Origin of the sequence: Pseudomonas sp. BMW13 (assembly GCF_013357275.1) — a bacterium.
Classification (GTDB): domain Bacteria; phylum Pseudomonadota; class Gammaproteobacteria; order Pseudomonadales; family Pseudomonadaceae; genus Aquipseudomonas; species Aquipseudomonas khazarica.
Genome location: NZ_SUKD01000020.1, coordinates 37,735 through 60,326, shown reverse-complemented (window position 1 = coordinate 60,326; position 22,592 = coordinate 37,735). Strand labels below are relative to the sequence as shown.

The window sequence follows — 22,592 nt, the reverse complement described above, 5'->3', positions numbered from 1 at the left end:
GCGGCTATCTTACCCAAATGCCAGGCGGTTACGCGCAGAAAGACGGACTCGGCTGGCGATCATCCCGCCCGTTGGTGATGCGGTATCGCGCTCAGTCGCGCTTCTTCATCAGGTTCGGTGACAGGCTCAGGTCGCTGGGGCGGCGCAGGCGTCTGCGGCAGCGCCGCCAGAAGGCGATGCCGGCCCAGAGCAGGAACAGGCCGAGCAGCAGCAGGACAATGGCTTCACCGGTCGAGTCGTTGAGCGTGCCCAGTACCGGTGCCCGTCCAGCCAGCGAGGCGACGCCCGCCATCCCCAGAAGAATGCCGAACGCCGCCAGCAACGCGCCCAGGCCAGCCCCGATACGCAGGCTCCAGCTTCTCGGCTGGCGCGGGCGCAGGCGGCGTGCATCGAAATCGTCGGACAGCTTCATTCCGATTTCCTCCGGGTTATCGGCGGTGTGACCGGTCGCTTTCTCTGGAGTTCCGCCGCTCTGGCAAGGTTGCGACGTGGGTCAAATCAGCGATTTGCTGTGCGGCACGAGGGTGGCGAAGTTGTCGCCCAGGGCGATCATCTCGATGCGATGGACCTCGGCTGCGGAGATCACGCTGCCGTCTGCCGCGGGCAGGTCGCGAGTCGCGCAGGCGGCGTCGACCAGTGTGCAGCGATACCCGTAGTCCTTGGCGGCACGCACGGTGGTGCTGACGCTGGAGTGGGTCATGAAACCGCACACGATCAGGTCGAGATGGCCGAGCGCCTGCAGGCGGTCGTGCAGTTCGGTGCCGGCGAAGGCGTTGGGCAGGCGCTTCTCGACCACGATCTCGCCGGCCAGCGGAGCGGCTTCCGGCAGGTGGCGACCGCGTGGGCCGCTGGGGTCGAGCAGGCCGCCGGGGATGCCGAGGTGCTTGACGTGCACGATGTCGGCACCAGCGCTGCGCGCGGCAGCCAGCAGGTTGGCGATTTCCGCCAGCGCAGGGTTCAGGCCGGGCAGGGCGAGGACGCCGCTGCGGTACTCCTCCTGGGCATCGATGATCAGCAAGGTCGCATTGTTCAGGCTGGCCGGTGCGTGGCCACGACCGGTGAGCTGGAACATGGTTTGCGGATGGGACATCTCGGGCTCCTGGCTGATGGTGATAATGTGCCATTGTCCGCTTGCCAGCGCGGTCTGTGAACCTCTATCTGCGCCAAAGCTTGCTCAGTACAGATTGCCGGAGCAGAATCGGAACTGCCTTGAAGGACTCAGGGTCGTACGCAAAAGGAGTTGCCATGTCACTTTTGTCGCAGTTTTCCCCGCATTTCTGGCTGTTGTTCTCCATCGCCGTGGCCATTGCCGTGCTGCGCGAGTTGCGTCGTCCCAGTGACGATGGCGATTCCTGGCGCGACAAGCACTAGCCGCGCCGGGATTCGTTCGCCACAGGCCCATGCGCCTGCTGCCTGCTCTGGGCTAAACTTCCGCACTTTTCATCCGGAGGCCGCCCGTGACTGCTCTCACCACCCGTTTACGTACCCTGCGCGACTACATCCGCTGGGCCGTCAGTCGTTTTCAGGCCGAGCAGCTGTTCTTCGGCCATGGCACCGACAACGCCTGGGATGAAGCGCGCCAGCTGGTGCTCGGGGCGCTGCACCTGCCCTGGGAAATCTCCGATGCCTACCTGGACTGTCGCCTCGAGGACGAGGAACACGCGCACCTGCAGGCGCTGCTCAAGCGGCGCATCGAGGAGCGCGTGCCGACTGCCTATCTGCTGGGGGAGGCGTGGTTCTGCGGTCTGCCGTTCGTGGTCGACGAGCGTGTGCTGGTGCCGCGCTCGCCTATCGCCGAGCTGATCGATCGCCACTTCGCCCCCTGGCTGCCGAGCGAACCGGCGCGCGTGCTGGATCTGTGCACCGGCTCGGGCTGCATCGGCATCGCCTGCGCCTACGAATTCCCCGAGGCCGAAGTGGTGCTGGCCGACCTGTCCTTCGACGCGCTGGAGGTTGCCAACCAGAACATCGAGCGTCACGGGCTGGAGGAGCGTGTGTACTGCGTGCAGGGCGACGGCTTCGCCGGTCTGCCGGGCCAGCGCTTTGACCTGATCGTCTCCAACCCGCCATACGTCGACGCGGAAGACTTCGCCGACATGCCTGCCGAGTACCAGCACGAGCCGGCCATGGGCCTGGCCTGCGGCGACGATGGCCTGGACCTGGTGCGGCGCATGCTGGCCGAGGCTGCCGACCACCTCAGCGAGCGCGGCCTGCTGATCGTCGAGGTGGGCAACAGTCAGGTGCATGTCGAGGCGCTGTACCCCGAAGTGGATTTCACCTGGCTGGACTTCCAGAACGGTGGGCACGGTGTGTTCCTGCTCGCCGCCAAGCAGTGCCGCGACCATCAGGCGCTGTTCCGTTCGCGTATCGGGGCGTGATGGGCGTGCTTGTTCGCCATGCATATCGGCATGGCGTGCACCGCTGATCGCGGCTGAAGCCGCTCCTACAAAAGCGGCGGGGTGATCAGCGCGTAGGGTGGGTGTCGCTTCATACATCCACCGCAACGTTGGCTTGAAACAGCGTGATCCACCCTGTGAGCGACACGACGATGCAAGTGTGGGAGCGGCTTCAGCCGCGATCCGGGAAGCTCGCCGCTCAAGCGCCTCCCTCCACGCGGTGCGCCGCCGGCGTGCTCAGCGCGTGGCGATCCAGATCAGCAAGCCGGCCTGAAACAGGCTGAAGGCGATGAGGCAGGTGATGGTGAAGCGCAGGCCGGTGTCCTCGCGCTTGAGGCGATCGACCCGGTCTTCCAGCTTGCGCAGCTTGACGCTCTGCTCCTGCAGGTTCTGGTCGGCCTGCTGCAACATGGCGGCGGCGTCCAGCAATTCGATGATCTGCACCTTCTCGGCCTGCCAGTCGCCGTGCAGCGAGCTGACCCGCGGCGCACTGTAGAAGGGCTTGAGCTGCAGCGGATCGCTGTATTCGATGGTGAAGCCCTGCGCCTTCAGAGCGTGGTCGCGCCGTTCACGGGCAGCTTCGTTGAAGTTGTCCTTGGTCGGCAGGGCGCCGCCCTCGACCTGATAGTGAGCGAAGTGCTTGCGCGCCCAGGCGATGCCCTGGGCCATGAGGAAGCGCCCGAGGCCCCGATTGGCCGGCTCCACGCTCAGGCCCTTGTCCGGGCCGAAGCGAATTTCCTTGCGCTGGTGGTCGGCCCAGACTTCCAGCAGGTTCTGCTGGCGATGCAGGCGCTGTCCGGGCACCTGCACGGTCAGGCGCAGCAGGCTGAGGTCCTTGGCGTTGCGCTCGACCCGGCCCAGCTGGACGAACCGCAGCGGCCTGGGGCCGGTCTCGCGGTCGACGGGCAGCGGCGCCAGGCGCAGCAGGCTGAACTGTTCCGCCGGCAGCTCAGACCAGGGATGTAGCGCAGCGGGCGTTTCGCTGCCTGCGGCTGCGTCTTCGGGGGCTTGCGCCGCCGGGGCTGGGTTCTCGCTCATGGACGTCCTGTGCGCTTGATCGGGTCATTTTGCAGGTTATCGACCGTTTTTCTCTGCGCTGGAGCGAATGAAGGCGACGATCCGCTCGCCCAGTGCACGGGCCAAGGGTAGCTGCGGATCGTCATAGGACGCTAGCTGTTCCTGCCAGGCTGCCGGGGTGATGCGCATGACGTGGTTCATGCCGGCGATCATGGCCAGCTCGGCGTCTGGCTTGGCCTGCTTGAGCAGCTCGGCGTTGTCCGGGCTGACCTGGGCGTCGTGGCTGCCCTGGACGATCAGCGCCGGGATACGCAGTGCGGCGAAGTTCTCCGCCGGATCCTGGCGCAGCAGGCTGATCAGGTAGGGCTGCACGCTGGGGCGGTACACCACCTGCAGGGCTTCGGGCACCTCGGGTTGCAGCGTGCCGCGGATCAGGTTGGCGAGGATGTGCCGGCTCTCGGCGAGGAGAGCGGGCGGCAGGCGCATGGCCAGCTGCATGTCCAGCACCTGGCCGATGGGGTAGGCCGGCCCGGCGATGGATACCAGGGCATCGACCGGGCTGTCGGCGGCGGCGAGGCTGGCGATCAGTGCCCCCTCGCTATGGCCGATGAGGATCACGCGGTCGAAGCGCGGGTCGTCCTTGAGCTGCCTGGTCCAGCCGCTGGCATCGGCGACGTAGCGCTCGACACTGAGGTCGCGCTCATCCGGGGTGGCGCTGCGGCTGGCGGCGACGCCGCGCTTGTCGTAGCGCAGGCTGGCGATGCCGTTGCGGGCCAGTACCTGGGCCAGTTTCTTCAGCGCGTCGTTGTGGCCGCCTTCCGGGTTGTTGCCGTTGCGGTCGGTGGGGCCGGAGCCGGCGATCAGCAACGCGACCGGCAGCGGCTTGTCGCTCTGCGGCAGCAGCAGGCTGCCATGCAGGGTGCCCTGGTCGGTAGCCAGGCTGACGGGTTGTTGGCGAGTGGTGGCGGCCTGGGCCAGGCCGGCGATCAGGGTGAGGGACAAGAGCAGGGCTCGCAGCATGGTGAGGTTGGGGTAGTGGCAGACTGGCATTGGACGCCTGTGACCGCGCAAGGTTCGGGGTGAACTGCAAGGGGCTGGCAGGTATACTCGCCCACCTTGTGAATCGGGCCTGCGCAGCGGCAGGTCGGAGCTGAATCTCGCGGAGCGTCTTCCCATGTCCGGCAATACCTACGGCAAGCTGTTCACCGTCACCACCGCTGGCGAAAGCCATGGCCCGGCGCTGGTCGCCATCGTCGACGGTTGCCCGCCCGGTGTCGAGATCAGCCTGGAAGACCTGCAGCGTGATCTCGACCGCCGCAAGCCAGGCACCAGCCGCCACACGACGCAACGGCAGGAAGCCGACGAGGTGGAAATCCTCTCCGGGGTGTTCGAAGGCAAGACCACCGGTTGCTCCATCGGCCTGCTGATCCGCAATACCGACCAGAAGTCCAAGGACTACTCGGCGATCAAGGACCTGTTCCGCCCGGCTCACGCGGATTACACCTACCACCACAAGTACGGTATCCGCGACTACCGCGGCGGTGGCCGCAGCTCGGCGCGCGAGACCGCCATGCGCGTGGCCGCCGGCGCCATCGCCAAGAAGTTCCTGGCCAGCCAGGGCATCGTCATCCGTGGCTACATGAGCCAGCTCGGTCCCATCGAGATTCCGTTCAAGAGCTGGGACAGCGTCGAACAGAACGCCTTCTTCAGCCCGGACCCGGACAAGGTGGCGGAGCTCGAGGCGTACATGGATCAGCTGCGCCGTGACCAGGATTCGGTCGGGGCGAAGATCACCGTGGTCGCCGAAGGCGTGATGCCGGGGCTCGGTGAACCGATCTTCGACCGCCTCGACGCCGAACTGGCCCACGCGCTGATGAGCATCAACGCGGTCAAGGGCGTGGAAATCGGCGCCGGTTTCGCCTGCGTGGCCCAGCGCGGCACCGAGCATCGCGATGAGCTGACCCCGCAGGGTTTCCTCTCCAACCATGCCGGCGGCATCTTGGGTGGCATCTCCAGCGGCCAGCCGATCGTTGCCCACCTGGCCCTCAAGCCGACCTCCAGCATCACCACGCCGGGGCGTTCCATCGATGTCGACGGCAATCCGGTGGACGTGATCACCAAGGGTCGCCACGACCCCTGCGTGGGCATCCGCGCCACGCCGATCGCCGAAGCGATGATGGCCATCGTGCTGATGGACCACCTGCTGCGTCACCGTGCGCAGAATGCCGAGGTGCGTGTTACCACGCCGGTGCTGGGTCAGCTTTGAGCGACACGCCACGAGCGGCAGGTCGCGGGCGGCTGTGCCGCTGCCTCTGCGTGCCGCTTGAACCCCGCCGCTCATGACGGCGTCTCTGCCGTACTGGCGGCTGTCGGGCTTCTACTTCTTCTACTTCGCCTTGCTCGGGGGGACGGCGCCATTTCTGGCGTTGTACTTCGACCACTTGGGCTTCTCTGCGGCGCGAATCGGCGAGCTGATCGCCATTCCCATGCTGATGCGCTGCGTGGCCCCCAATCTGTGGGGCTGGCTGGGTGATCACACCGGTCAGCGTCTGCTCATCGTGCGCTTCGGGGCGTTGTGCACCCTGGCCTGCTTCGCCGGCATCTTCCTCGACAAGAGCTACGCCTGGCTGGCGCTGATCATGGCCACGCATGCGTTCTTCTGGCACGCGGTGCTGCCGCAGTTCGAGGTCATCACCCTGGCGCACCTGCGTGAGCAGGCCGCGCGCTACAGCCAGATCCGCCTGTGGGGCAGCATCGGTTTCATCGTCGCCGTGGTCGGCCTTGGCCTGTTGTTCGAGTGGCTGAGCCTGGATGCCTACCCGGCGGCGCTGGTGGTGATCATGGCCGGCATCGTCGCCGGCAGTTTCTGGGTGCCCAACGCCCAGCCACTGCAGCGCCCGAGCACCCCGGAGCAGGGTGGTTTCCTGCGCCAGCTACGGCGCCCCGGCATGCTCGCGTTCTACCTCTGCGTCGCGCTGATGCAGTTGAGCAACGGCCCGTACTACACCTTCCTCACCCTGCACCTGGAAGGCGTCGGTTACAGCCGTGGCGCCATCGGCCTGTTCTGGGCGCTGGGGGTGGTGGCGGAGATTCTCCTGTTCCTGGTCATGGCGCGCCTGCTGCAGCGCTATTCGCTGCGTGCGGTGCTGCTGGCCAGCTTCCTGATCACCGCCCTGCGCTGGCTGCTGCTGGGCAATCTGCCAGAGTATCTGCCCGTGCTGCTGCTGGCGCAGTGCATGCACGCCGCCACCTTCGGCGCCTTCCATGCCGCCTGCATCCACTTCGTGCAGCGCAGTTTCGCCGATCGCCAGCAGGGCCAGGGCCAGGCGCTCTACGCCAGCCTGGCCGGTATCGGCGGTGCCCTCGGCGCGCTGTATGCGGGGTACAGCTGGAACAGCCTGGGACCGGCCTGGACCTTCGCCATCGCCAGTCTGGTAGCCTTGCTCGCAGCCTTCATCATTGCCACCCGCCTGCCGCCCGAGCGGCCCTGAATCGAGTGCCCCGTCATGAGCAGCCTCAGCGTCCACCTGAACACCTCTCCGGAACTGCCGAACAAGGTTCTCAACCATGCCGACGATATCGCCAGCACCCTGGCGGCCGTCGGTATCGACTACCGTCGCCTGGAGCTGCCGCAGGCGTTGCGCCCCGGTTGCGAGGACAGCGAGTTCGACGCGGCCTACGGGCTGTGGCTGCAGGCGCTGATGGGGGAGCAGGGCTATGTGTGCCAGGAGCTGTTCAACCTGCAGCGCAATCATCCGCAGAAGCTCGAACTGCGTGCGCGTCACCTCGACGAGCAGGTGCAGGCGAAGGCCAGCGCCTGGCTGTTCATCGGCGGGTTCGCCCAGCTCAACGTGCATCTGGATGGCTACGTCTACGTGCTGCAGGGCGAGCGTGGCGATCTGCTGACCCTGCCGGGCGACACCCGCCACTGGTTCGACCTGGGCGAGGAACCACACGTGCTGGCGCTGCGTTTGAGCCAGCAGGAAGAGGCGCCGGAACGCAGCGGTGAGGATATCGCCAGCCGCTTCCCGCGCCTGGGCGAGTGAAGCGCGCGGTCAACCCGCAGGGAACCCGCGCCGGCCGCTGACTATCCTATGCAGGCAACCCCTCACACAGGAGTGTCGTCATGGGTTCCACCTTCAATGGGCTGATCGGCCTGGTCATCCTGGCCCTGGATATCTGGGCCATCATCAACGTGGTCAAGAGCGGTGCCGAGACCGGCATCAAGATCCTGTGGATTCTGCTGATCGTGCTGTTGCCGGTGGTCGGCCTGATCATCTGGGCGCTGATGGGGCCGCGCGGTAACGTCAGGATCTGACCCGGCCGTGCGGCTGGCGCCGCAGGCGTGCGCCGCGTTCACAGCGCCAGCTGCGCCTGGGTCGGCTGCAGCACGCCTTCCAGTTCCAGCAGCCACTGTTTGCGTGACAGGCCGCCGGCATATCCGGTGAGGCTGCCGTCGCGCCCGATCACCCGATGGCAGGGCACGATGATCGAGATCGGGTTGGCGCCGTTGGCGGTGCCGACCGCCCGCACCGCCTGGGGGCGCTCGATGACTCTGGCCAGCTCCGAGTAGCTGCAGGTACGGCCGTAGGGGATGGCCTGCAGCGCCTGCCAGACCTGCTGCTGAAACGCCGTGCCGCGTGGCGCCAGGCGCAGCTCGAAATGGCGGCGCTGGCCGGCGAAGTACTGGTCGAGCTGACTGCACACGGCGTCCAGCTCACGGCCGGCAGGCTGCCAGTCGTCCTCGATGCGCCAGGGCCTGCTGTCCAGCTCCATCAGCAGCAATTGCAGACCGCTGTCGTCGGCGGCGATGAACAGCGGCCCGAGCGGGCTGTCGTGGTAGCGATAGTGCATGCTTCAGCCTCCTGAATAGTTGTGCCAGAGATGCGCTGCGGCGTAGGCGCGCCATGGCCGCCAGGCCTCGGCGCGCAGTTGCAGGCGTCGTGCGTCGATGCCTTCGGCGCCCCATACCGGGGCCTTGAGCAGGCCCAGGTCGCTGGCGGGAAACGCATCGGCCTCGCCGAACGCACGCAGGGCGATGTAGTGCGCCGTCCACGGGCCGATGCCGGGCAGGGCGCACAGCTGTTCGATCAGCGCTGCGCTGCCGTCCTGCAGGCTCAGTTGCAGGCGGCCGTCGGCGATACAGGCCGCGAAGTGCTGCAGGCACTGCACGCGCTTGCCCGGCATGCCGATACCCGTCAGGTCCGCCTCCGCGATCGCCTGCGGGGTAGGGAACAGATGGCTGATGCCCACTGCCTGCGGCGTCTCGATCGGCGCACCGGCACGTTGCACCAGACGGCCGACGATGGTGACCGCTGCCTTGACCGCCACCTGCTGGCCGACGATGGCGCGCACGGCCTGCTCGAACGGGTCGAAGGCCACGGGCAGGCGCAGGCCGGGGTTGCGCTGCAGCAGCGGTGCGAGCAGCGCGTCGCGGCTGAGGTGACGGACTATCGTCTCGGGCTCGCTGTCGAGATCGAACATGCGGCGAACGCGCTGCTCGACGTGATCGAGATGGGCCGGCGAGGTGACCCGGCAGCGCAGTTCCAGGGCGTTCTGGCCGGCCAGCGGCATGACCTGCAGCCAACCGGGTACGCCGTCGATCATGAAGCCACGGCTGTAGCTGGCGGCGCTCAGCGACTCCAGGCCGGGAATCGCGCGCAGGGCGAAGTGGCTGTGGAACTGTTGCCAGTCCCAGGGCGGTTGGTAGGGCAGGAGCAGGGTGATGATGTTCATGGCTCGCACCCTAGCTCGGCATCGAGGGCTTGTCAGCGCGAAGATGACTTTCAAACTGCCTGCGGCTGGCCGAACGCGGTGGTCGCGCGTTGATAGCGCCCGGGTGTCGTGCCTTTCCAGCGCTTGAAGGCGTGGATGAAGTTGGACAGCTCGCCGTAACCCAGGCGCTCGGCTATTTCCTCCAGGCTCAGTCCGCCAGCGGCCAGCAGCTCCTCGGCCAGCGCCTGGCGCACCTCGTCCTGCAGGCCACGGAAGTGGGTGCCTTCATCGAGCAGACGGCGGCGCAGGGTGCGGCTGCTCAGGTGCAACTGGCTGGCCAGCTGTTCCATGTCGGCCAGCTGTCCTGGCGATTGCAGCAACAGCTGGCGTACGCGCCCGGCCAGCCCCTGATGCAGCTGATGGCGGGCCAGCAGTGCCTGGCACTGCAGTTCGCAGGCCTGGACCAGCTGCGGGTTGGCGCGTGGCAGCGGGTTGTCCAGCAGGTCGGCGGAGAACCCCAGGCGGTTGTGCGCGGCGCCGAAGCGTGGCGCCTGGCCGAAGGCGGCGATGAACGGCGAGACGTCGGCTGGCGCCGCCTGGCGCAGTTCCAGGGCGAGCAAGGGCAACCTGCTGCAGAGCAGTTCGCGTACCACCACCAGCGCCGCGAGCATGTCACGCTGCACGATGAAGTCCTGCAGCGCCGGTTGCACTGCCTGGTCATCGAAGCACAGGCTGGCGACGGCGCCCTCGACGTTCAGGCTGATGCGGGTGAAAGCGTAGGTCAGGCCGTGATAGCGCAGCCCCAGCTCCGCCGCCTGGCGCACGTTGGCACTGCTGAGAATGGCGTAGCCCCAGGCGCCATAGGTGGTCAGGTGGTAGCGCCGGCCGGCCTGCAGGCCCAGATCGCCGACCCGGGGCAGCGCCTCGACCAGGTTGGCGATCAGTTGCAGCTCGCATGCGGCTTCGACCTCGCCGTTCAGGCCGGTGAGGTGCACGGGAGTGAGCCCGGTCCCGTGCAGGCACCTGTCCAGGCTCAGGCCGAGGTCGAGCCCCAGCTGGGTGAGCAACTGGACGCTGATGATGCTGCGCCGGGCAGGCCAGGGTGGTGGCATGAGTTGTCCGAAAATCACAATATCCTGGCCGACTATGCCATAACCCGGACGTGGCGAGGCAAGTAGCATCCCCTGATCGCCATAAATGGTGCCTCTAGAAATGTGAGCGAGGCAGTCAGCGCAAGGCGAAAACAGGCGAAAAAGTGCAGTTCACAGCTGAAAATCAGCACCTTGAGCCTGTTTTTAACGCAGCGATGACAACGCAGGTAGTTCTTAGAGGTGCCCATACGGGTTGGGGAGACCACAATGCACAACAACCCCCGTACTGACGCGCCCTGGCGCGTGTTGATCATCGGCAGCGGCTTTGCCGGGCTGGGCCTGGCCATGCAGCTGCGCCAGGCCGGTCAGGAGGACTTCCTGCTGCTGGAGAAAGCCGGCGACGTCGGCGGCACCTGGCGCGACAACAGCTACCCGGGGGCAGCCTGCGACGTGCCCTCGCACCTGTACTCGTTCTCCTTCGAGGCCAAGCACGACTGGTCGCGCAGGTTCGCCCCGCAGGCGGAGATCCATGCCTATATCCGCCAGTGCGTGGAGAAGCACGGGCTGCATGCGCATATCCGCCTGAACAGCGAGGTGCTTGGCGCCGACTTCGATGCGGCACGCGGCATCTGGCGCGTCGAACTGGCTGGCGGCGAGGTGATCGAGACGCAGGCGCTGGTCAGTGCCTGCGGCCAGCTCAACCGGCCTGCCTATCCGCAGCTGCCGGGTCTGCAGAATTTCCGTGGCGAGGCCTTCCACTCGGCGCGCTGGCGCCATGACCTCGATCTGAGCGGCAAGCATGTGGCCGTGATCGGCACCGGCGCCTCGGCCATCCAGTTCGTCCCGCAGATCCAGCCCAGGGTCGCCAGCCTGAGCCTGTTCCAGCGCTCGGCTGCCTACGTGCTGGCCAAGGCGGATCGTGCCTATCGCCCCTGGGAGATCGCCCTCAAACGCCGTCTGCCGCTGTGGCAGCGTGCCGACCGCCTGCTGCAGTACTTGCACCACGAGGGGCGTGCACTGGCCTTCATCTGTTTTCCCTGGCTGATGCGTGTGTTCCGCCACAGTTTCACCCGCCACCTGCAACGGCAGATGCCCGACGCCGGCAAGCGGGCGCAACTGCAGCCGGACTACCCCATGGGCTGCAAGCGCATCCTGATCAGTAACGATTACTTCCCGGCGCTGGCGCAGGCCAACGTCGAGATCGTCGATTCGCCGATTCACGAAGTGCGTGAACGTTCTCTGCTGACCGCCGACGGTCGCGAGCATCCCTGCGACGTGCTGATCTACGGCACGGGCTTCACCGCGACCGACTTCCTGGCGCCGATGCGCATCCGTGGGCTCGATGGCCAGGACCTGAACCAGGCCTGGAAGGACGGCGCGGAGGCGTACAAGGGCATCAGCGTCAGCGGATTTCCCAACCTGTTCCTGCTGTACGGGCCGAATACCAACCTCGGCCACAACTCGATTCTCTACATGCTGGAGAGCCAGTACGCCTATGTGCTCGGTTGCCTGCGTGCGCTGCGTGAGCAGGGCCTGCGCTATCTCGATCTGCGGCCGCCGGTGCAGCGCCGGTACAACGCCAGACTGCAACAGGCGACTCAACGAACGATATGGGAACAGGGCTGCGACAGCTGGTACAAGACCGCTACCGGCAAGAACACCAACAACTGGCCGGGTTTCACCTTCACCTATCGCCTCATGACCCGTACTCCGGAGCTTGCCGACTATGACTGCGTCCGCTGAATTCCAAGCCCCCGCCGCCGAGCAGATGCTGCTGCGCGGCCTGTTGCGCGGTTTCCTGCGTCTGTTCTTTCGCGGGCTGGTGCGGCCACCGATGCCGGTTTCCGGGCAGCGCCGCGTGCTGCGCGCCCTCACCACTGTCACCCTGACGCCGCGCGGTGTGCGTCGCAGCGCCTCGACCCTGGGCAGTCGCCCCTGCGAATGGCACCGCGCGCCTGGCGCCCGCGGCGGCGTGCTGCTCTACCTGCACGGCGGCGCCTTCATGATCGGCGGGCCGGATACGCATCGGGGCATCTGCGCCAGCCTGGCCAAGCGCGCTGGCCTGGACGTCTGCGCGCTGGATTATCGGCTGGCGCCGGAGCATCCCTATCCGGCGGCGCGCGACGATGTGGTGGCGGCTTACCGGGGCCTGCTGGAGTCGGGGTATCGCGCGGAGCAGATCGCCATCGGCGGTGATTCTGCCGGCGGCAACCTCAGCCTGGTCGGCTGCCTGCGCATCATCGAGCTGGGCCTGCCGGCGCCTGCGGCGCTGGTGTGCTTCTCGCCAGCCACCGATTTCACCGGCGAGCGGATGCACCAGCCGGCAGCCGGCGATCCGCTGATCCACCCCAGCTGGGTCGAGCAGGCCGCCGAACTCTACTGTCCGGCCGGTGTGCCGCGTGACGACCCGGGCATGTCGCCGCTGTTCGCCGACCTGCGCTGCCTGCCGCCGACGCTGGTCCAGGTCGGCGAGGACGAACTGCTGCTGAACGACAGCCTGCGCCTGGCCGAGCGCGCCACGGCGGCGGGCGTCGACATGCGTCTGGAGCGCTACCCGGGGCTGTGGCACGTGTTTCAGGCGCATGTCGGCGTGCTGCATGCGGCGGATTACGCCATCGGGCGGGTGGCGGCCTTTCTGCGCGAACGGGGGCTGTGAGAGGGGCGCGGGCGCCTGGCTGGCCAATTGCCGCTGGTCGCCGGCTTCGTTACAAAGACTTTCCATCCAGCGCGCACCTGGCGTTCAGCGACTACCCTTGCAGGGACGGCTTTCAGTCCGGTGCTCTGCCGGGCAGTCGTCGATGCGCTTGAAGTAGACACGTCGAGCATTCGCTCGATTCTCGGGGCGGCGCCAGCAGGGGCCGCGACACCGTCCAGCCGGGCGGTAGCAATGGGAAAGCGGTCAATCCATCCATAGCCTGAGAGGAGGTCGTTTATGAGCACAGCCTTCCACGAAGACTCCAGCACCTCGGTGCTGCGTCGGATGAAAGAAGGGGGGTTCGACTTCGCCCAGTTCCACCCGATCGAGTTCTACGCCATTTTTCCCGATGAGGAGCGGGCCAGAATGGCGGCCAGAAATTTTCGCGGCGAGTCGCTCAACGCTCAGGTATCCGCCCGTGAGGACGGCGCCTGGCACCTGCAAATCAGCAAAGTGATGTACGCCACCCATGCCGGTATTGGCGCGTTCGAGCATGACCTGGAGTCCATTGTCGTCCCGCTGGGCGGCACCCTGGACGGCTGGGGCGTAACCCAGGAGGTGAAAGCGTCGGCGGTCCGTTAGCACGCCTTTCCTGCGGTCTGGCGTGTTCTGCTCCTCTTTCCTGCCGGGGAAGAGGGGCGGAGGGCGCGGCTTACCTGCTGCTGAAGGCGAGTCGGGACAGACCGGCAGCCTCGACTTGGCCAGCGCCATCACGCAGACTGCGTGGCGGAGGTACTCATGGCCGATGTTCTGATCCTGACCCATATCGATTATTGCCCGCCCGCGCATCTGGCGCAGGTGCTGCTGGCGCGTGGTTGCAGCTTCGACGTGTTGCGCGTCGACCTGGGCGAGCTGCGTGGCTATGACCTGGAGCGACCCAGGGCGGTGGCCGTGATGGGCGGCCCGATGAGCGTCAATGACCCCTTGCCGTGGATCGCCGACGAGGTGGCCGCCCTGCAGCGCCTGATCGCCCGCGAAGTGCCGATCATCGGTCATTGCCTTGGCGGCCAGCTGCTGGCCAAGGCACTCGGCGCCAGCATTCGGCGGATGCCCTACACCGAAGCGGGCTGGCAGGACATGCAGCGCCATGCACAGGTGACGGACAGCCCCTGGCTGGTGCACCTGCCCGAGCCGTTCAGCATCTTCCAGTGGCACGGCGACACCTTCGCCCTGCCGGAGGGCGCGCAGGCGCTGTTCAGCAGCCGCTGGTGCGACAACCAGGCCTTCGCCTGGGGCGACAAGGTGCTGGCGCTGCAGGGCCACCCGGAGATGACCGAGCCACTGATCGAGTGCTGGCTCGATGACTGGGCGCACTTGCTCGATGAGCGCCAGCCCAGCCAGCAGTCCCTCGCCGAGATGCGCGAGCAGCTGCCGGAGAAGGTCAGGGCGCTGAACCAGGTGGCCGAGGGCTTCTACGCGCACTGGCTGCAACTGGCGGGTCTGTGAGCTAGGGGCCCCAGTAGCCGAAGTAGTAGATGCTGCCGGACTGGATCTCGAATTCGATCTCGCCACCGCATTCGATCGTGTGTACCCCCGGTGTCGTTTCGCCGGCCTCGTCGAGTGGCACCGGCCAGGGTTTGCCGTCCAGCGAGAGCGTGCCGCAGCCACCGCCGTTGTCATGCTCGACCACCAGGTAGGTCTTGCCATCGGCGCTCGGCTTGTAGCGGCCGCGAAGCTCGTAGGTGGCGTCCGCATCCATGCCGGCGACGTTCACCAGCAGGACGATGGCGATGGCCAGCAGGATGCAGGCGAGCAGGGCTCCCAGGGCGATCAGCGCATACTTGAGCACGCGGATCATGGTGCGGGCTCGTCGGCGATGCTGGCCAGCAGATCGGTCACCCCGACATCCACCCCGGCCTGCGAGAGCAGGGTCGTCGCCTGGCCACGATGGTGGGTCTGGTGGTTGAACAGGTGCATCAGCAGGGCGAAGAAGTTCTTTCTCGCCTCGATCCCCCTGGTGTTGCGATAGGCCAGGGGCTGGTCCAGCTGCTCTTCATTGATCTCCGCAGCCAGCGCCTCGATGCAGGCGTCCAGCTGCACGCGCAGGGCGGTCAGCTCGCGGATGTTCGCGGCCATTGGCTGATCCAGGCGCGTGGGGCGTTGCAGCCCGGCGAGCGCCTGCAGCGCCCGATGGTTCGCCGGGTGTGCGGCATAGCGCCCGAGCCAGATCAGGTCGGCCACCACCAGGTGATTCAGGGTGCCCAGGATCGAGCCGAAGAACGCGCCACGCTCGGCGCTCAATGCCTCGTCGGGCAAACTGGCAGCCGCAGCGTACAGGCGTTCGTTCATCCGGCTGTTGTAGCGCGCCATCTGGCGGATGTGCTCGATTCTCTGCATGCTCTCACCGCTGCTGTTGCCTGTCCTGAAGGCTATACCAATCTTCGCTGAGCAGCCCGTAGAGTGCCGAATCCGATACCTGCCCGTCGATGATCCAGCGTTGGCGGAGCAGACCTTCCTTGCTGAAACCCAGGCGTTCCAGCGCCCGCCCGGAGGCGGCGTTGCTCGGGTCGATCTCCGCTTCGACGCGGTTGAGCCCCAGGGTTTCGAACCCGTGGCGCAGCAGCTCACGGGCCGCCTCCTGGATGTAACCCCGGCCCCAGGCGCTCGAGGCAATGCCGAAGCCGATCTCCGCGCGCCGCGACTCGGGTTCGTAGCTGAACAGCAGGCATTTGCCGATCAGCTCGCCGCTGTCCCTGTTGACGATGGCCAGGGTCAGGCGCTGGCCGTCGTGCATGGCCTGGCATTCCGCGCGGATGAAGTCCTGTGCCACGGCCTCGCAGGCCCAGGCCGGGGTGTTCCAGTACTGCATGACCTGGGGATCGGAAAAGATTGCGAACAGTGCCGGGGCATCCGCAGCTTCCAGTGGGCGCAGCAGCAGACGTGGCGTAGTCAGATGGACGGAAAGATCGGGCATCGGGATATCTCGTTCAGGTAGTCGAGGGGCTCATCGGCAATGGCTGCGCGCAACCGCTCACGCGCCTGGCTGGCAGCGGACAGGCCCAGCAGCGTTCGCACCAGGGCGACGACATCGTGCAGTGCAATCAACTGGCCCTCGCCGTTCCGCGCCGCCTGTTCGAGCGGGGTGTTCAGCTGGCCCGCTTGCAGGCAGGTGAAGGCCAAGGCCTCGGCGGGCATCGATCAGCATGATCCGCATCCACGACCCGGGCGCAGCGACGCTCGCCCGAGAGGTGAAGGGCAGGGACGTTAATGTGCACCCAGGGCAGTGGTCAAACGAATGCCGGCGGTCAACTATTACAGCGTTTCTCCGCCGGTATTCCCGCACCCCTGGCACCGCGTACGGGACCTGGGCGAGGGCGGGCACTGCTGCAGAGGGTGTCGGCTACTGGCTGTCCGGCTCCGACCACACGGCGAACTCGTTGCCGCCGGGCTCGACGAAGTGGAAGCGCCTGCCTCCCGGGAAGGCGAAGATCGGTTTGACGATCTTCCCGCCAGCGGCCTCGATCTTGTGCAGCGTTTCCTCCAGTCGCGCGCTGTAGAACACGATCAGCGCGCTGCCGTTTTCACTACGCGCCGACATCTCGGCGCTGAAGAATCCGCCGTCCAGGCCTTCGCCCGCGAATGCCGTGTAATCCGGGCCGTAATCCGTGAAATGCCAGCCGAATGCGGCCTGGAAGAAGGCTTTGCTGGCCGGCAGGTTGCGGGTGGGGTATTCGACGTAGTCGATCTTCTCGTGGGCAGGCATGCCGGGCTCCTTGGCTCTGTGTGCAGGGTGGATTCACTGACGGGATCTGGCCAGGTCGATGGCCGCCTGGATGGCTGCGCGTGCCTGCGGGCTGTTCTTCCAGCAGGTCGAGCCAAGCTGGGCCGATACGGCGCTGACGATATCGCCGACGCAGGCTTCGGCCAGATCGCCGAGTGAGTTGAAACCTATCTGTTCGAGTCGCCGAACGACGGTCGGGCCTACGCCCTTGAGGCTGATCAGTGCGTCGTATTCATGGGCTGGAAAGGGCATGGTGATGGCTACCGAGGGATTGAATTTGCCGTTGATCGACTGGCGCGTGTTCAGCGGCGCACCGTATGCGCGTTGACGAAGGCGTCGATATCTGCGGTCGACTGCAAGTGGTAGAGCGCCTTGCCGGCGGCGCTTGCCTCGATCCTGGCGAGCAAGGCGCTGGTCCAGAAACGTGGTGACAGGCGCAGGTATCTCCAGCTCGCCAGGGTGCCTTTCAGCACGGAGCTGCCCTTCGGCCAGCCTTCCGGTCTCACCCATGCGCTCTGCAGCAGTCGCTTGCAGGTGAACCAGTAGTGCTGCCAGTACGGCAGGTCGACGTAGATGAGCGTGTCTGCGGATTCCAGCCGTTGCCAGAAGGACTCCAGCGTGCCCAGACCTTCGATGATCCAGCCGTCCCGGTCCAGAATGGCGCGGTGCGCCGCGTCGTATTCCTCGTTCGACACCCTGGTTCCGTCGGCTCGGTAGACCATCAGGTCCAGGGGGAACAGCTCGAGGCCCTTGGCCTGTGCCAGTTTCCTGCCCAGTGTGGACTTGCCGCCACCTGGCTTGCCGAAAACGGCTATCCGTTTCATGCCCCATCATTCCCTTCGCGTGCACTGCGTTGTGCCGGATGATTGCACGGCTGCCCGGCGTCTGGGTACTGCAGAAACGCCGCATGCAGGCGCGTGTCGGGTCGCCGTGGGGCGTCAGGTCGCGCTCAGGGCGTCACGCAGCGCCTGGGGCAGCGGGATGGGGCGCTTGCTCTCGGGGGACACGGCTACCTGCGTGAGGGTGGCGCGGAAGGTGACGTCGTGCGCGGCATTGCGAGCCTCGACGAAGAAGGAGAACGAGCTGGTGGTGAGATCGCCGCTGCGCACCTCGATGTCGATGACCTCGTCCCAGGCCATGGGCGCCAGGAACTCGATCGAGAGTGCGCGGGCGGGAGGCAGAATGCCCATCGCGAAGATTTCGCGTATGGCCGGCCCGCCAAGGGCGTGAGCCAGGAAGTCGTGCACCGCTTCGATGACGAAGTAGCTGATGCGTGGCGTGTAGACGATGCCGGCCGGGTCGCAGTCGCCGAAGAGAATTCGTCGCTTCGTTACAAAGCTCATGGGGAAGGTCTCGGGTTGGGCGTTGCTGGACGTACTGTGCGCCTGGAACAGCGCAGGTGCGCAACCCGGCGCAGCGGCTGAGCCACTGCGCCGGGTCGGGGTCAGCGGTTGAAGCGCTCGACCAGCGCGTACTGGCCCTGGGCGGTGCCGGTCAGGGCCTGGCTGAGCTTGGCCGTGTTCTGCGCCTCGCCAGCCGTCTGGTCGGCCAGCTGGGCGATGGTGGTGATGTTGCGATTGATCTCGTCGGCCACGGCGCTCTGTTCTTCCGCGGCGGCAGCGATCTGGTTGGCCATGTCGGCGATGTTGGCGACCGAATCGCTGATGCCGGACAGCGCCTGGTCGGCCTTCAGCACGCGTTCGACGCCTTCGTCGGCCTGCTTGCGGCCGATTTCCATGGTCATCACCGCTTCTTCGGCGGTGCGCTGCAGTTTGGCGATCAGCGTGTGGATCTGCTCGGTGGATTCGGCGGTGCGTTGCGCCAGCGACCGGACTTCATCCGCCACCACGGCGAAACCACGCCCCATCTCGCCGGCGCGGGCCGCTTCGATGGCCGCGTTGAGGGCCAGCAGGTTGGTCTGGTCGGCGATGCCCTTGATCACATCGACCACGCCGCCGATTTCATTGCTGTCCTGGGCCAGGCGGGTGACGGTCTCGCCGGTGTCCCCCACCGACTGCGACAGGCGCTGGATCGCTTCGCGGGTTTCCTCGGCGATGCCGCGGCCCTCGCTGGTCAGGCGATTGGCCTCCTGGGTGGCGATGGCGGTGCGGGCGACATTGCTGGCCACTTCCAGGGTGGTGGCGGCCATCTCGTTGACGGCGGTGGCGACCAGTTCGGTTTCGCTGCGCTGACGCTCGAGGCCGGCCGAGCTGTTGTGGGCCAGCTTGTCGGCTTCGCGCGCCTGCTGGGTCAGGTGCTCGGCGGTGTCCTGCAGCCGGGTGAGGCAGGTCTTCAGGCGCGCACCCTGGCTGAGCATGGCCATCTCCAGGCGTGCTTCGGCGCCACGGCTGTCGGTGTACATCTGCGCGATCAGCGGGTCGGAGGTGGTCTGCTCGGCGATGCGCAGCAGGCGCTTGATGCCGCGGGTCTGCCAGGCGATGCCGGCCAGGCCCAGCGGTACGGAGAGCAGGGCGGCGAGGATGAAGCCCCAGTTGCTGCCCATCCAGTGGCCGATGAGAAAACCGATCTGGCTGACCAGGATGAACGGCATCCACGCCTGGACGATGGGCACCCACTGATTGCTCGCCGGAACGGCCGACTTGCCGGCGTTGACCCGTGCGTAGAGTGCCTCTGCACGGCGTACCTGCTCGGCGCTGGGCTTGACGCGGACGGACTCGTAGCCGACCACCTGGTTGTTCTCGGTGATCGGCGTGACGTAGGCGTTGACCCAGTAGAAGTCACCGCTCTTGCAGCGGTTCTTGACGATACCCATCCACGGGCGGCCACTCTTGAGGGTCGTCCACATGTGATCGAACACGGCCGGCGGAACGTCCGGGTGGCGCACGATGTTGTGCGGCGCACGTTGCAGTTCTTCGCGGGTGAAGCCACTGATCTCGACGAAGGCGTCGTTGCAGTAGGTGATCTGGCCCTTGAGATCGGTAGTGGAGATCAGACGCTGCTGCGCAGGGAAGGTGCGTTCGCGCTGGGTGACCGGTTGGTTGTTACGCATGGCAGGTATCCGTCGTTGTAATGCCCTGTCATCGGCCGGCAAGTGGCGAAGTTGAGGGCTGAATCCGTTTTTTGCGAGTGTAACGCTTTTTGAATGGCGTCACATTTCTGTCGCGATGGCGGCCGTCCCTGGCCCAACGAAGAATAGGCGCCCTGCCGCAGGAAGCAGCAGGGCATTTGCGTCAGTTGGCGATCATCTGGCGCAGCACGTAGTGCAGGATGCCACCGGCCTTGAAGTACTCGACCTCATTGAGCGTATCGATGCGGCACAGCACTTCGACCCGTTCCTGCTGGCCGTCCTCGCGGTTGACGATCAGGGTCAGGGGCATCTGCGGGCGCAGTTCCACGCCTTCGAGCCCTTCGATGGCCAGCGTCTCCTGGCCCGTCAGCCCGAGGGTGTTGCGATCGGTGCCGGGCTTGAACTGCAACGGCAGCACGCCCATGCCCACCAGGTTGGAGCGGTGGATGCGCTCGAAGCTCTCGGCGATCACGGCCTTGACGCCCAGCAGGTTGGTGCCCTTGGCTGCCCAGTCGCGGCTGGAGCCGGTGCCGTACTCCTTGCCGGCGACGATCAGCAGCGGCGTGCCTTCGCTCTGGTAGCGCATGGCGGCGTCGTAGATCGCCAGCTTGTCACCGCTGGGGATGTGCAGGGTGTTGCCGCCTTCCTCGCCGCCGAGCATTTCGTTGCGGATGCGGATGTTGGCGAAGGTGCCACGCATCATCACCTCATGGTTGCCACGGCGCGAGCCATAGGAGTTGAAGTCGGCCTGGGCCACGCCATTGTCGCGCAGGTAGCGTCCGGCCGGGCTGTCGGCCTTGATGTTGCCGGCCGGCGAGATGTGGTCGGTGGTCACCGAGTCGCCCAGCAGGGCGAGGATTCGCGCATCGCGGATGTCAGTGATGCGCGGGGGATCGCCGGCGATGTTCTCGAAGAACGGCGGGTGCTGGATGTAGGTGGAGTCCGTCTGCCAGGCGTAGGTATCGGCCTCGGGCACGCTGATTGCCTGCCACTTCGCGTCGCCGGCGAAGACCTCGGCATACTCCTTGCGGAACATCGCGGTATCGACCTTGGCGATGGCGTCGGCGATTTCTGCCTGGCTCGGCCAGATGTCCTTGAGGTAGACCGGCTGGCCGTCCTTGCCGGTGCCGAGCGCGTCCCGGGTGAGGTCGATGCGCACGCTGCCGGCCAGGGCATAGGCGACCACCAGGGGTGGCGAGGCCAGCCAGTTGGTCTTCACCAGCGGATGCACGCGGCCCTCGAAGTTGCGGTTGCCGGAGAGCACCGAGGCCACGGTCAGGTCGGCCTTGGCGATGGCTTTCTCGATGGGCTCGCGCAGCGGGCCGGAGTTGCCGATGCAGGTGGTGCAGCCGTAGCCCACCAGGTCGAAGCCGAGTTTTTCCAGGTAGGGGGTCAGGCCGGCGGCCGCGAAGTATTCGGTGACCACCTTGGAGCCAGGGGCGAGGGAGCTCTTGACCCAGGGCTGGCGCTGCAGGCCTCGCTCCACGGCCTTCTTGGCCAGCAGGCCAGCCGCCATCATCACGCTGGGGTTGGAGGTATTGGTGCAGGAGGTGATGGCGGCGATCACCACGGCGCCATCCTGCAGGCGGTGGGTATGACCGTCGTCCTGGTAGTCGATCCCGCCGCTCTGCTGGTCGCCGCCGACGGCCGTACCGCCGCCGCCTTCGTTGAGCATGCGGCCTTCTTCCCTGGCCGCCGGTTTCAGCTGCAGGCCGACGAAGTCGTCGAAGGCCTGGCTGACCTGGCCCAGCGCGACGCGGTCCTGCGGACGCTTGGGCCCGGCCAGGCTGGCTTCGACGCTGCCCATGTCCAGGCTCAGGCTGTCGCTGAACAGCGGTTCTGCCCCGGCTTCACGCCACAGGCCCTGGGCCTTGCTGTAGGCCTCGACCAGTTGCACGCTCGCTTCCGGGCGGCCGGACAGGCGCAGGTAGCCGAGGGTGATGTCATCCACCGGGAAGAAGCCGCAGGTGGCGCCGTATTCCGGTGCCATGTTGGCGATGGTGGCGCGATCGGCCAGTGGCAGCTCGGCCAGGCCGTCGCCGTAGAACTCGACGAATTTGCCCACCACGCCTTTCTTGCGCAGCATCTGCGTCACGGTGAGCACCAGGTCGGTGGCGGTGATGCCTTCCTTGAGCTTGCCGCTGAGCTTGAAGCCGATGACCTCGGGGATCAGCATCGACACCGGCTGGCCGAGCATGGCTGCTTCCGCCTCGATGCCGCCAACCCCCCAGCCGAGCACGCCGAGGCCGTTGATCATGGTGGTGTGCGAGTCGGTGCCGACCAGGGTGTCGGGGTAGGCGAGGGTGGCGCCGTCCTCGCTCTTCGTCCACACCGTGCGTGCCAGGTATTCGAGGTTGACCTGGTGGCAGATGCCGGTGCCTGGCGGTACCACGCTGAAGTTGGCGAAGGCGTGCTGGCCCCAGCGCAGAAAGGCATAGCGTTCGCCGTTGCGCTGCATTTCCAGCTCGACGTTGTCGTGAAAGGCGCTGGAGGAGGCGTAGCGGTCGACCATCACCGAGTGGTCGATGACCAGGTCCACCGGCGACAGCGGGTTGATGCGCTGCGGATCGCCGCCGGCCCTGGCCATGGCGTCGCGCATGGCGGCCAGGTCGACCACCGCCGGGACGCCGGTGAAATCCTGCATCAGGACCCGTGCCGGGCGGTACTGTATCTCGCGGTCCGAGGCGCGCTGGTCGAGCCAGTCGACCATGGCCTGCAGGTCTTCGGCGCTCACGGTCTGGCCGTCTTCGTTGCGCAGCAGGTTTTCCAGCAGCACCTTGAGCGACTTGGGCAGGCGCTGGATGTCGCCAAGGCGGCGGGCCGCCTCGGGCAGGCTGAAATAGTGGTAGGTGGTGTCGCCGATCTTCAGTTCGCGGCGGCAGTTCAGGCTATCGAGGGAGGGCATTGCACGTCTCCTTGGGCCCGCACG

27 protein-coding genes are annotated in these 22,592 nt (G+C 66.5%); 10 read left to right on the top strand and 17 right to left on the bottom strand.

All coding sequences use genetic code 11. The features are described from left to right. Positions 1-91 precede the first annotated feature (91 nt). Together E4487_RS15735 and E4487_RS15730 are read right to left on the bottom strand one after the other, a co-directional pair. Positions 92-412, bottom strand: coding sequence for a hypothetical protein (locus tag E4487_RS15735; RefSeq protein ID WP_037050607.1), 321 nt, complete (start codon positions 410-412; stop codon positions 92-94). An 81-nt stretch (positions 413-493) separates the two neighbouring features. After that, complete coding sequence (locus E4487_RS15730; protein WP_037050610.1) at positions 494-1,090, bottom strand: cysteine hydrolase family protein; 597 nt, start codon at positions 1,088-1,090, stop codon at positions 494-496. A 155-nt stretch (positions 1,091-1,245) separates the two neighbouring features. Here E4487_RS15730 and E4487_RS24570 point away from each other — a divergent pair, with 155 nt between their 5' ends. After that, a complete protein-coding gene (locus E4487_RS24570; RefSeq protein WP_256662970.1) occupies positions 1,246-1,371 on the top strand; it encodes a hypothetical protein in 126 nt (41 codons plus the stop codon). An 86-nt stretch (positions 1,372-1,457) separates the two neighbouring features. Continuing rightward, the gene (gene prmB, locus E4487_RS15725; RefSeq protein WP_037050612.1) at positions 1,458-2,378 is read left to right on the top strand and encodes a 50S ribosomal protein L3 N(5)-glutamine methyltransferase; all 921 of its coding nucleotides are present in this window, start codon (positions 1,458-1,460) and stop codon (positions 2,376-2,378) included. Positions 2,379-2,633: 255 nt separating this feature from the next. On the opposite strand, the gene E4487_RS15720 is transcribed toward prmB, so the two are convergent. Next, positions 2,634-3,434, bottom strand: a complete 801-nt coding sequence (locus E4487_RS15720; RefSeq protein WP_175253810.1) for a hypothetical protein — start codon at positions 3,432-3,434, stop codon at positions 2,634-2,636. Positions 3,435-3,470: 36 nt separating this feature from the next. Then, positions 3,471-4,463: a S9 family peptidase gene (locus E4487_RS15715; RefSeq protein ID WP_175253809.1), complete on the bottom strand. Its 993-nt coding sequence runs from the start codon at positions 4,461-4,463 to the stop codon at positions 3,471-3,473. 124 nt (positions 4,464-4,587) lie between these two features. On the opposite strand from E4487_RS15715, the gene aroC reads away from it, so the two are divergent. The 4 genes from aroC to E4487_RS15695 all read left to right on the top strand — a co-directional run bounded on the left by aroC (position 4,588) and on the right by E4487_RS15695 (position 7,731). Beyond that, on the top strand, positions 4,588-5,679 hold the full coding sequence (gene aroC, locus E4487_RS15710; RefSeq protein ID WP_150605666.1) for a chorismate synthase: 1,092 nt from the start codon (positions 4,588-4,590) through the stop codon (positions 5,677-5,679). Positions 5,680-5,752: 73 nt separating this feature from the next. Further along, positions 5,753-6,904 carry an MFS transporter gene (locus E4487_RS15705; protein ID WP_037050622.1) on the top strand — a complete coding sequence of 384 codons (1,152 nt, stop codon included), beginning with the start codon at positions 5,753-5,755 and terminating at the stop codon, positions 6,902-6,904. Between the two features lie 15 nt (positions 6,905-6,919). Then, positions 6,920-7,459, top strand: coding sequence for an acireductone dioxygenase (locus E4487_RS15700; RefSeq protein ID WP_150605664.1), 540 nt, complete (start codon positions 6,920-6,922; stop codon positions 7,457-7,459). Between the two features lie 80 nt (positions 7,460-7,539). Further along, the gene (locus E4487_RS15695; RefSeq protein ID WP_037050625.1) at positions 7,540-7,731 is read left to right on the top strand and encodes a PLDc N-terminal domain-containing protein; all 192 of its coding nucleotides are present in this window, start codon (positions 7,540-7,542) and stop codon (positions 7,729-7,731) included. Positions 7,732-7,769: 38 nt separating this feature from the next. Here E4487_RS15695 and E4487_RS15690 read toward each other — a convergent pair whose 3' ends face one another. The 3 genes from E4487_RS15690 to E4487_RS15680 are packed head-to-tail and all read right to left on the bottom strand — an operon-like array spanning position 7,770 to position 10,240. Next, positions 7,770-8,267: a methylated-DNA--[protein]-cysteine S-methyltransferase gene (locus tag E4487_RS15690; RefSeq protein WP_047591497.1), complete on the bottom strand. Its 498-nt coding sequence runs from the start codon at positions 8,265-8,267 to the stop codon at positions 7,770-7,772. Positions 8,268-8,270: 3 nt separating this feature from the next. Further along, entirely contained in the window at positions 8,271-9,149 is an 879-nt protein-coding gene (locus tag E4487_RS15685; RefSeq protein WP_134675563.1) for a DNA-3-methyladenine glycosylase, read from the bottom strand. A gap of 50 nt (positions 9,150-9,199) precedes the next feature. Further along, positions 9,200-10,240, bottom strand: coding sequence for an AraC family transcriptional regulator (locus E4487_RS15680; protein WP_218952971.1), 1,041 nt, complete (start codon positions 10,238-10,240; stop codon positions 9,200-9,202). Between the two features lie 246 nt (positions 10,241-10,486). Here E4487_RS15680 and E4487_RS15675 point away from each other — a divergent pair, with 246 nt between their 5' ends. The 4 genes from E4487_RS15675 (at position 10,487) to E4487_RS15660 (ending at position 14,360) form a co-directional block, all read left to right on the top strand. Further along, positions 10,487-11,962, top strand: a complete 1,476-nt coding sequence (locus tag E4487_RS15675) for an NAD(P)/FAD-dependent oxidoreductase (protein WP_175253807.1) — start codon at positions 10,487-10,489, stop codon at positions 11,960-11,962. Further along, positions 11,946-12,875: an alpha/beta hydrolase gene (locus tag E4487_RS15670; RefSeq protein ID WP_175253806.1), complete on the top strand. Its 930-nt coding sequence runs from the start codon at positions 11,946-11,948 to the stop codon at positions 12,873-12,875. The genes E4487_RS15675 and E4487_RS15670 overlap by 17 nt, the downstream gene beginning before the upstream one ends. Positions 12,876-13,151: 276 nt before the next feature. Then, positions 13,152-13,496 (top strand): ribonuclease E inhibitor RraB, encoded by a 345-nt coding sequence (locus E4487_RS15665; protein ID WP_037050633.1) that lies wholly within the window; start codon positions 13,152-13,154, stop codon positions 13,494-13,496. Between the two features lie 156 nt (positions 13,497-13,652). Continuing rightward, positions 13,653-14,360, top strand: coding sequence for a type 1 glutamine amidotransferase (locus tag E4487_RS15660; protein WP_175253805.1), 708 nt, complete (start codon positions 13,653-13,655; stop codon positions 14,358-14,360). Position 14,361: 1 nt separating this feature from the next. On the opposite strand, the gene E4487_RS15655 is transcribed toward E4487_RS15660, so the two are convergent. From E4487_RS15655 to acnA, 10 genes are all read right to left on the bottom strand, one after another. Beyond that, a complete protein-coding gene (locus tag E4487_RS15655; RefSeq protein ID WP_218952970.1) occupies positions 14,362-14,712 on the bottom strand; it encodes a hypothetical protein in 351 nt (116 codons plus the stop codon). Next, on the bottom strand, positions 14,709-15,251 hold the full coding sequence (locus E4487_RS15650) for a DinB family protein (RefSeq protein ID WP_175253804.1): 543 nt from the start codon (positions 15,249-15,251) through the stop codon (positions 14,709-14,711). The genes E4487_RS15655 and E4487_RS15650 overlap by 4 nt, the downstream gene beginning before the upstream one ends. 4 nt (positions 15,252-15,255) lie before the next feature. After that, the gene (locus E4487_RS15645) at positions 15,256-15,828 is read right to left on the bottom strand and encodes a GNAT family N-acetyltransferase (protein ID WP_175253803.1); all 573 of its coding nucleotides are present in this window, start codon (positions 15,826-15,828) and stop codon (positions 15,256-15,258) included. Next, a complete protein-coding gene (locus E4487_RS15640; RefSeq protein WP_257229439.1) occupies positions 15,804-16,049 on the bottom strand; it encodes a hypothetical protein in 246 nt (81 codons plus the stop codon). Before E4487_RS15640 ends, E4487_RS15645 begins: the two co-directional genes overlap by 25 nt. A gap of 205 nt (positions 16,050-16,254) precedes the next feature. Beyond that, a complete protein-coding gene (locus tag E4487_RS15635) occupies positions 16,255-16,617 on the bottom strand; it encodes a VOC family protein (RefSeq protein ID WP_150605656.1) in 363 nt (120 codons plus the stop codon). A 33-nt stretch (positions 16,618-16,650) separates the two neighbouring features. Next, positions 16,651-16,887 carry a helix-hairpin-helix domain-containing protein gene (locus tag E4487_RS15630; protein WP_037050646.1) on the bottom strand — a complete coding sequence of 79 codons (237 nt, stop codon included), beginning with the start codon at positions 16,885-16,887 and terminating at the stop codon, positions 16,651-16,653. A 50-nt stretch (positions 16,888-16,937) separates the two neighbouring features. Continuing rightward, positions 16,938-17,459, bottom strand: coding sequence for an adenylate kinase (locus E4487_RS15625; protein WP_175253802.1), 522 nt, complete (start codon positions 17,457-17,459; stop codon positions 16,938-16,940). Between the two features lie 114 nt (positions 17,460-17,573). Then, entirely contained in the window at positions 17,574-17,978 is a 405-nt protein-coding gene (locus E4487_RS15620) for a thioesterase family protein (protein WP_175253801.1), read from the bottom strand. Between the two features lie 101 nt (positions 17,979-18,079). Continuing rightward, positions 18,080-19,645, bottom strand: a complete 1,566-nt coding sequence (locus E4487_RS15615; RefSeq protein WP_150605654.1) for a PAS domain-containing methyl-accepting chemotaxis protein — start codon at positions 19,643-19,645, stop codon at positions 18,080-18,082. Between the two features lie 181 nt (positions 19,646-19,826). After that, a complete protein-coding gene (acnA, locus tag E4487_RS15610) occupies positions 19,827-22,568 on the bottom strand; it encodes an aconitate hydratase AcnA (RefSeq protein WP_175253800.1) in 2,742 nt (913 codons plus the stop codon). Positions 22,569-22,592 lie beyond the last annotated feature (24 nt).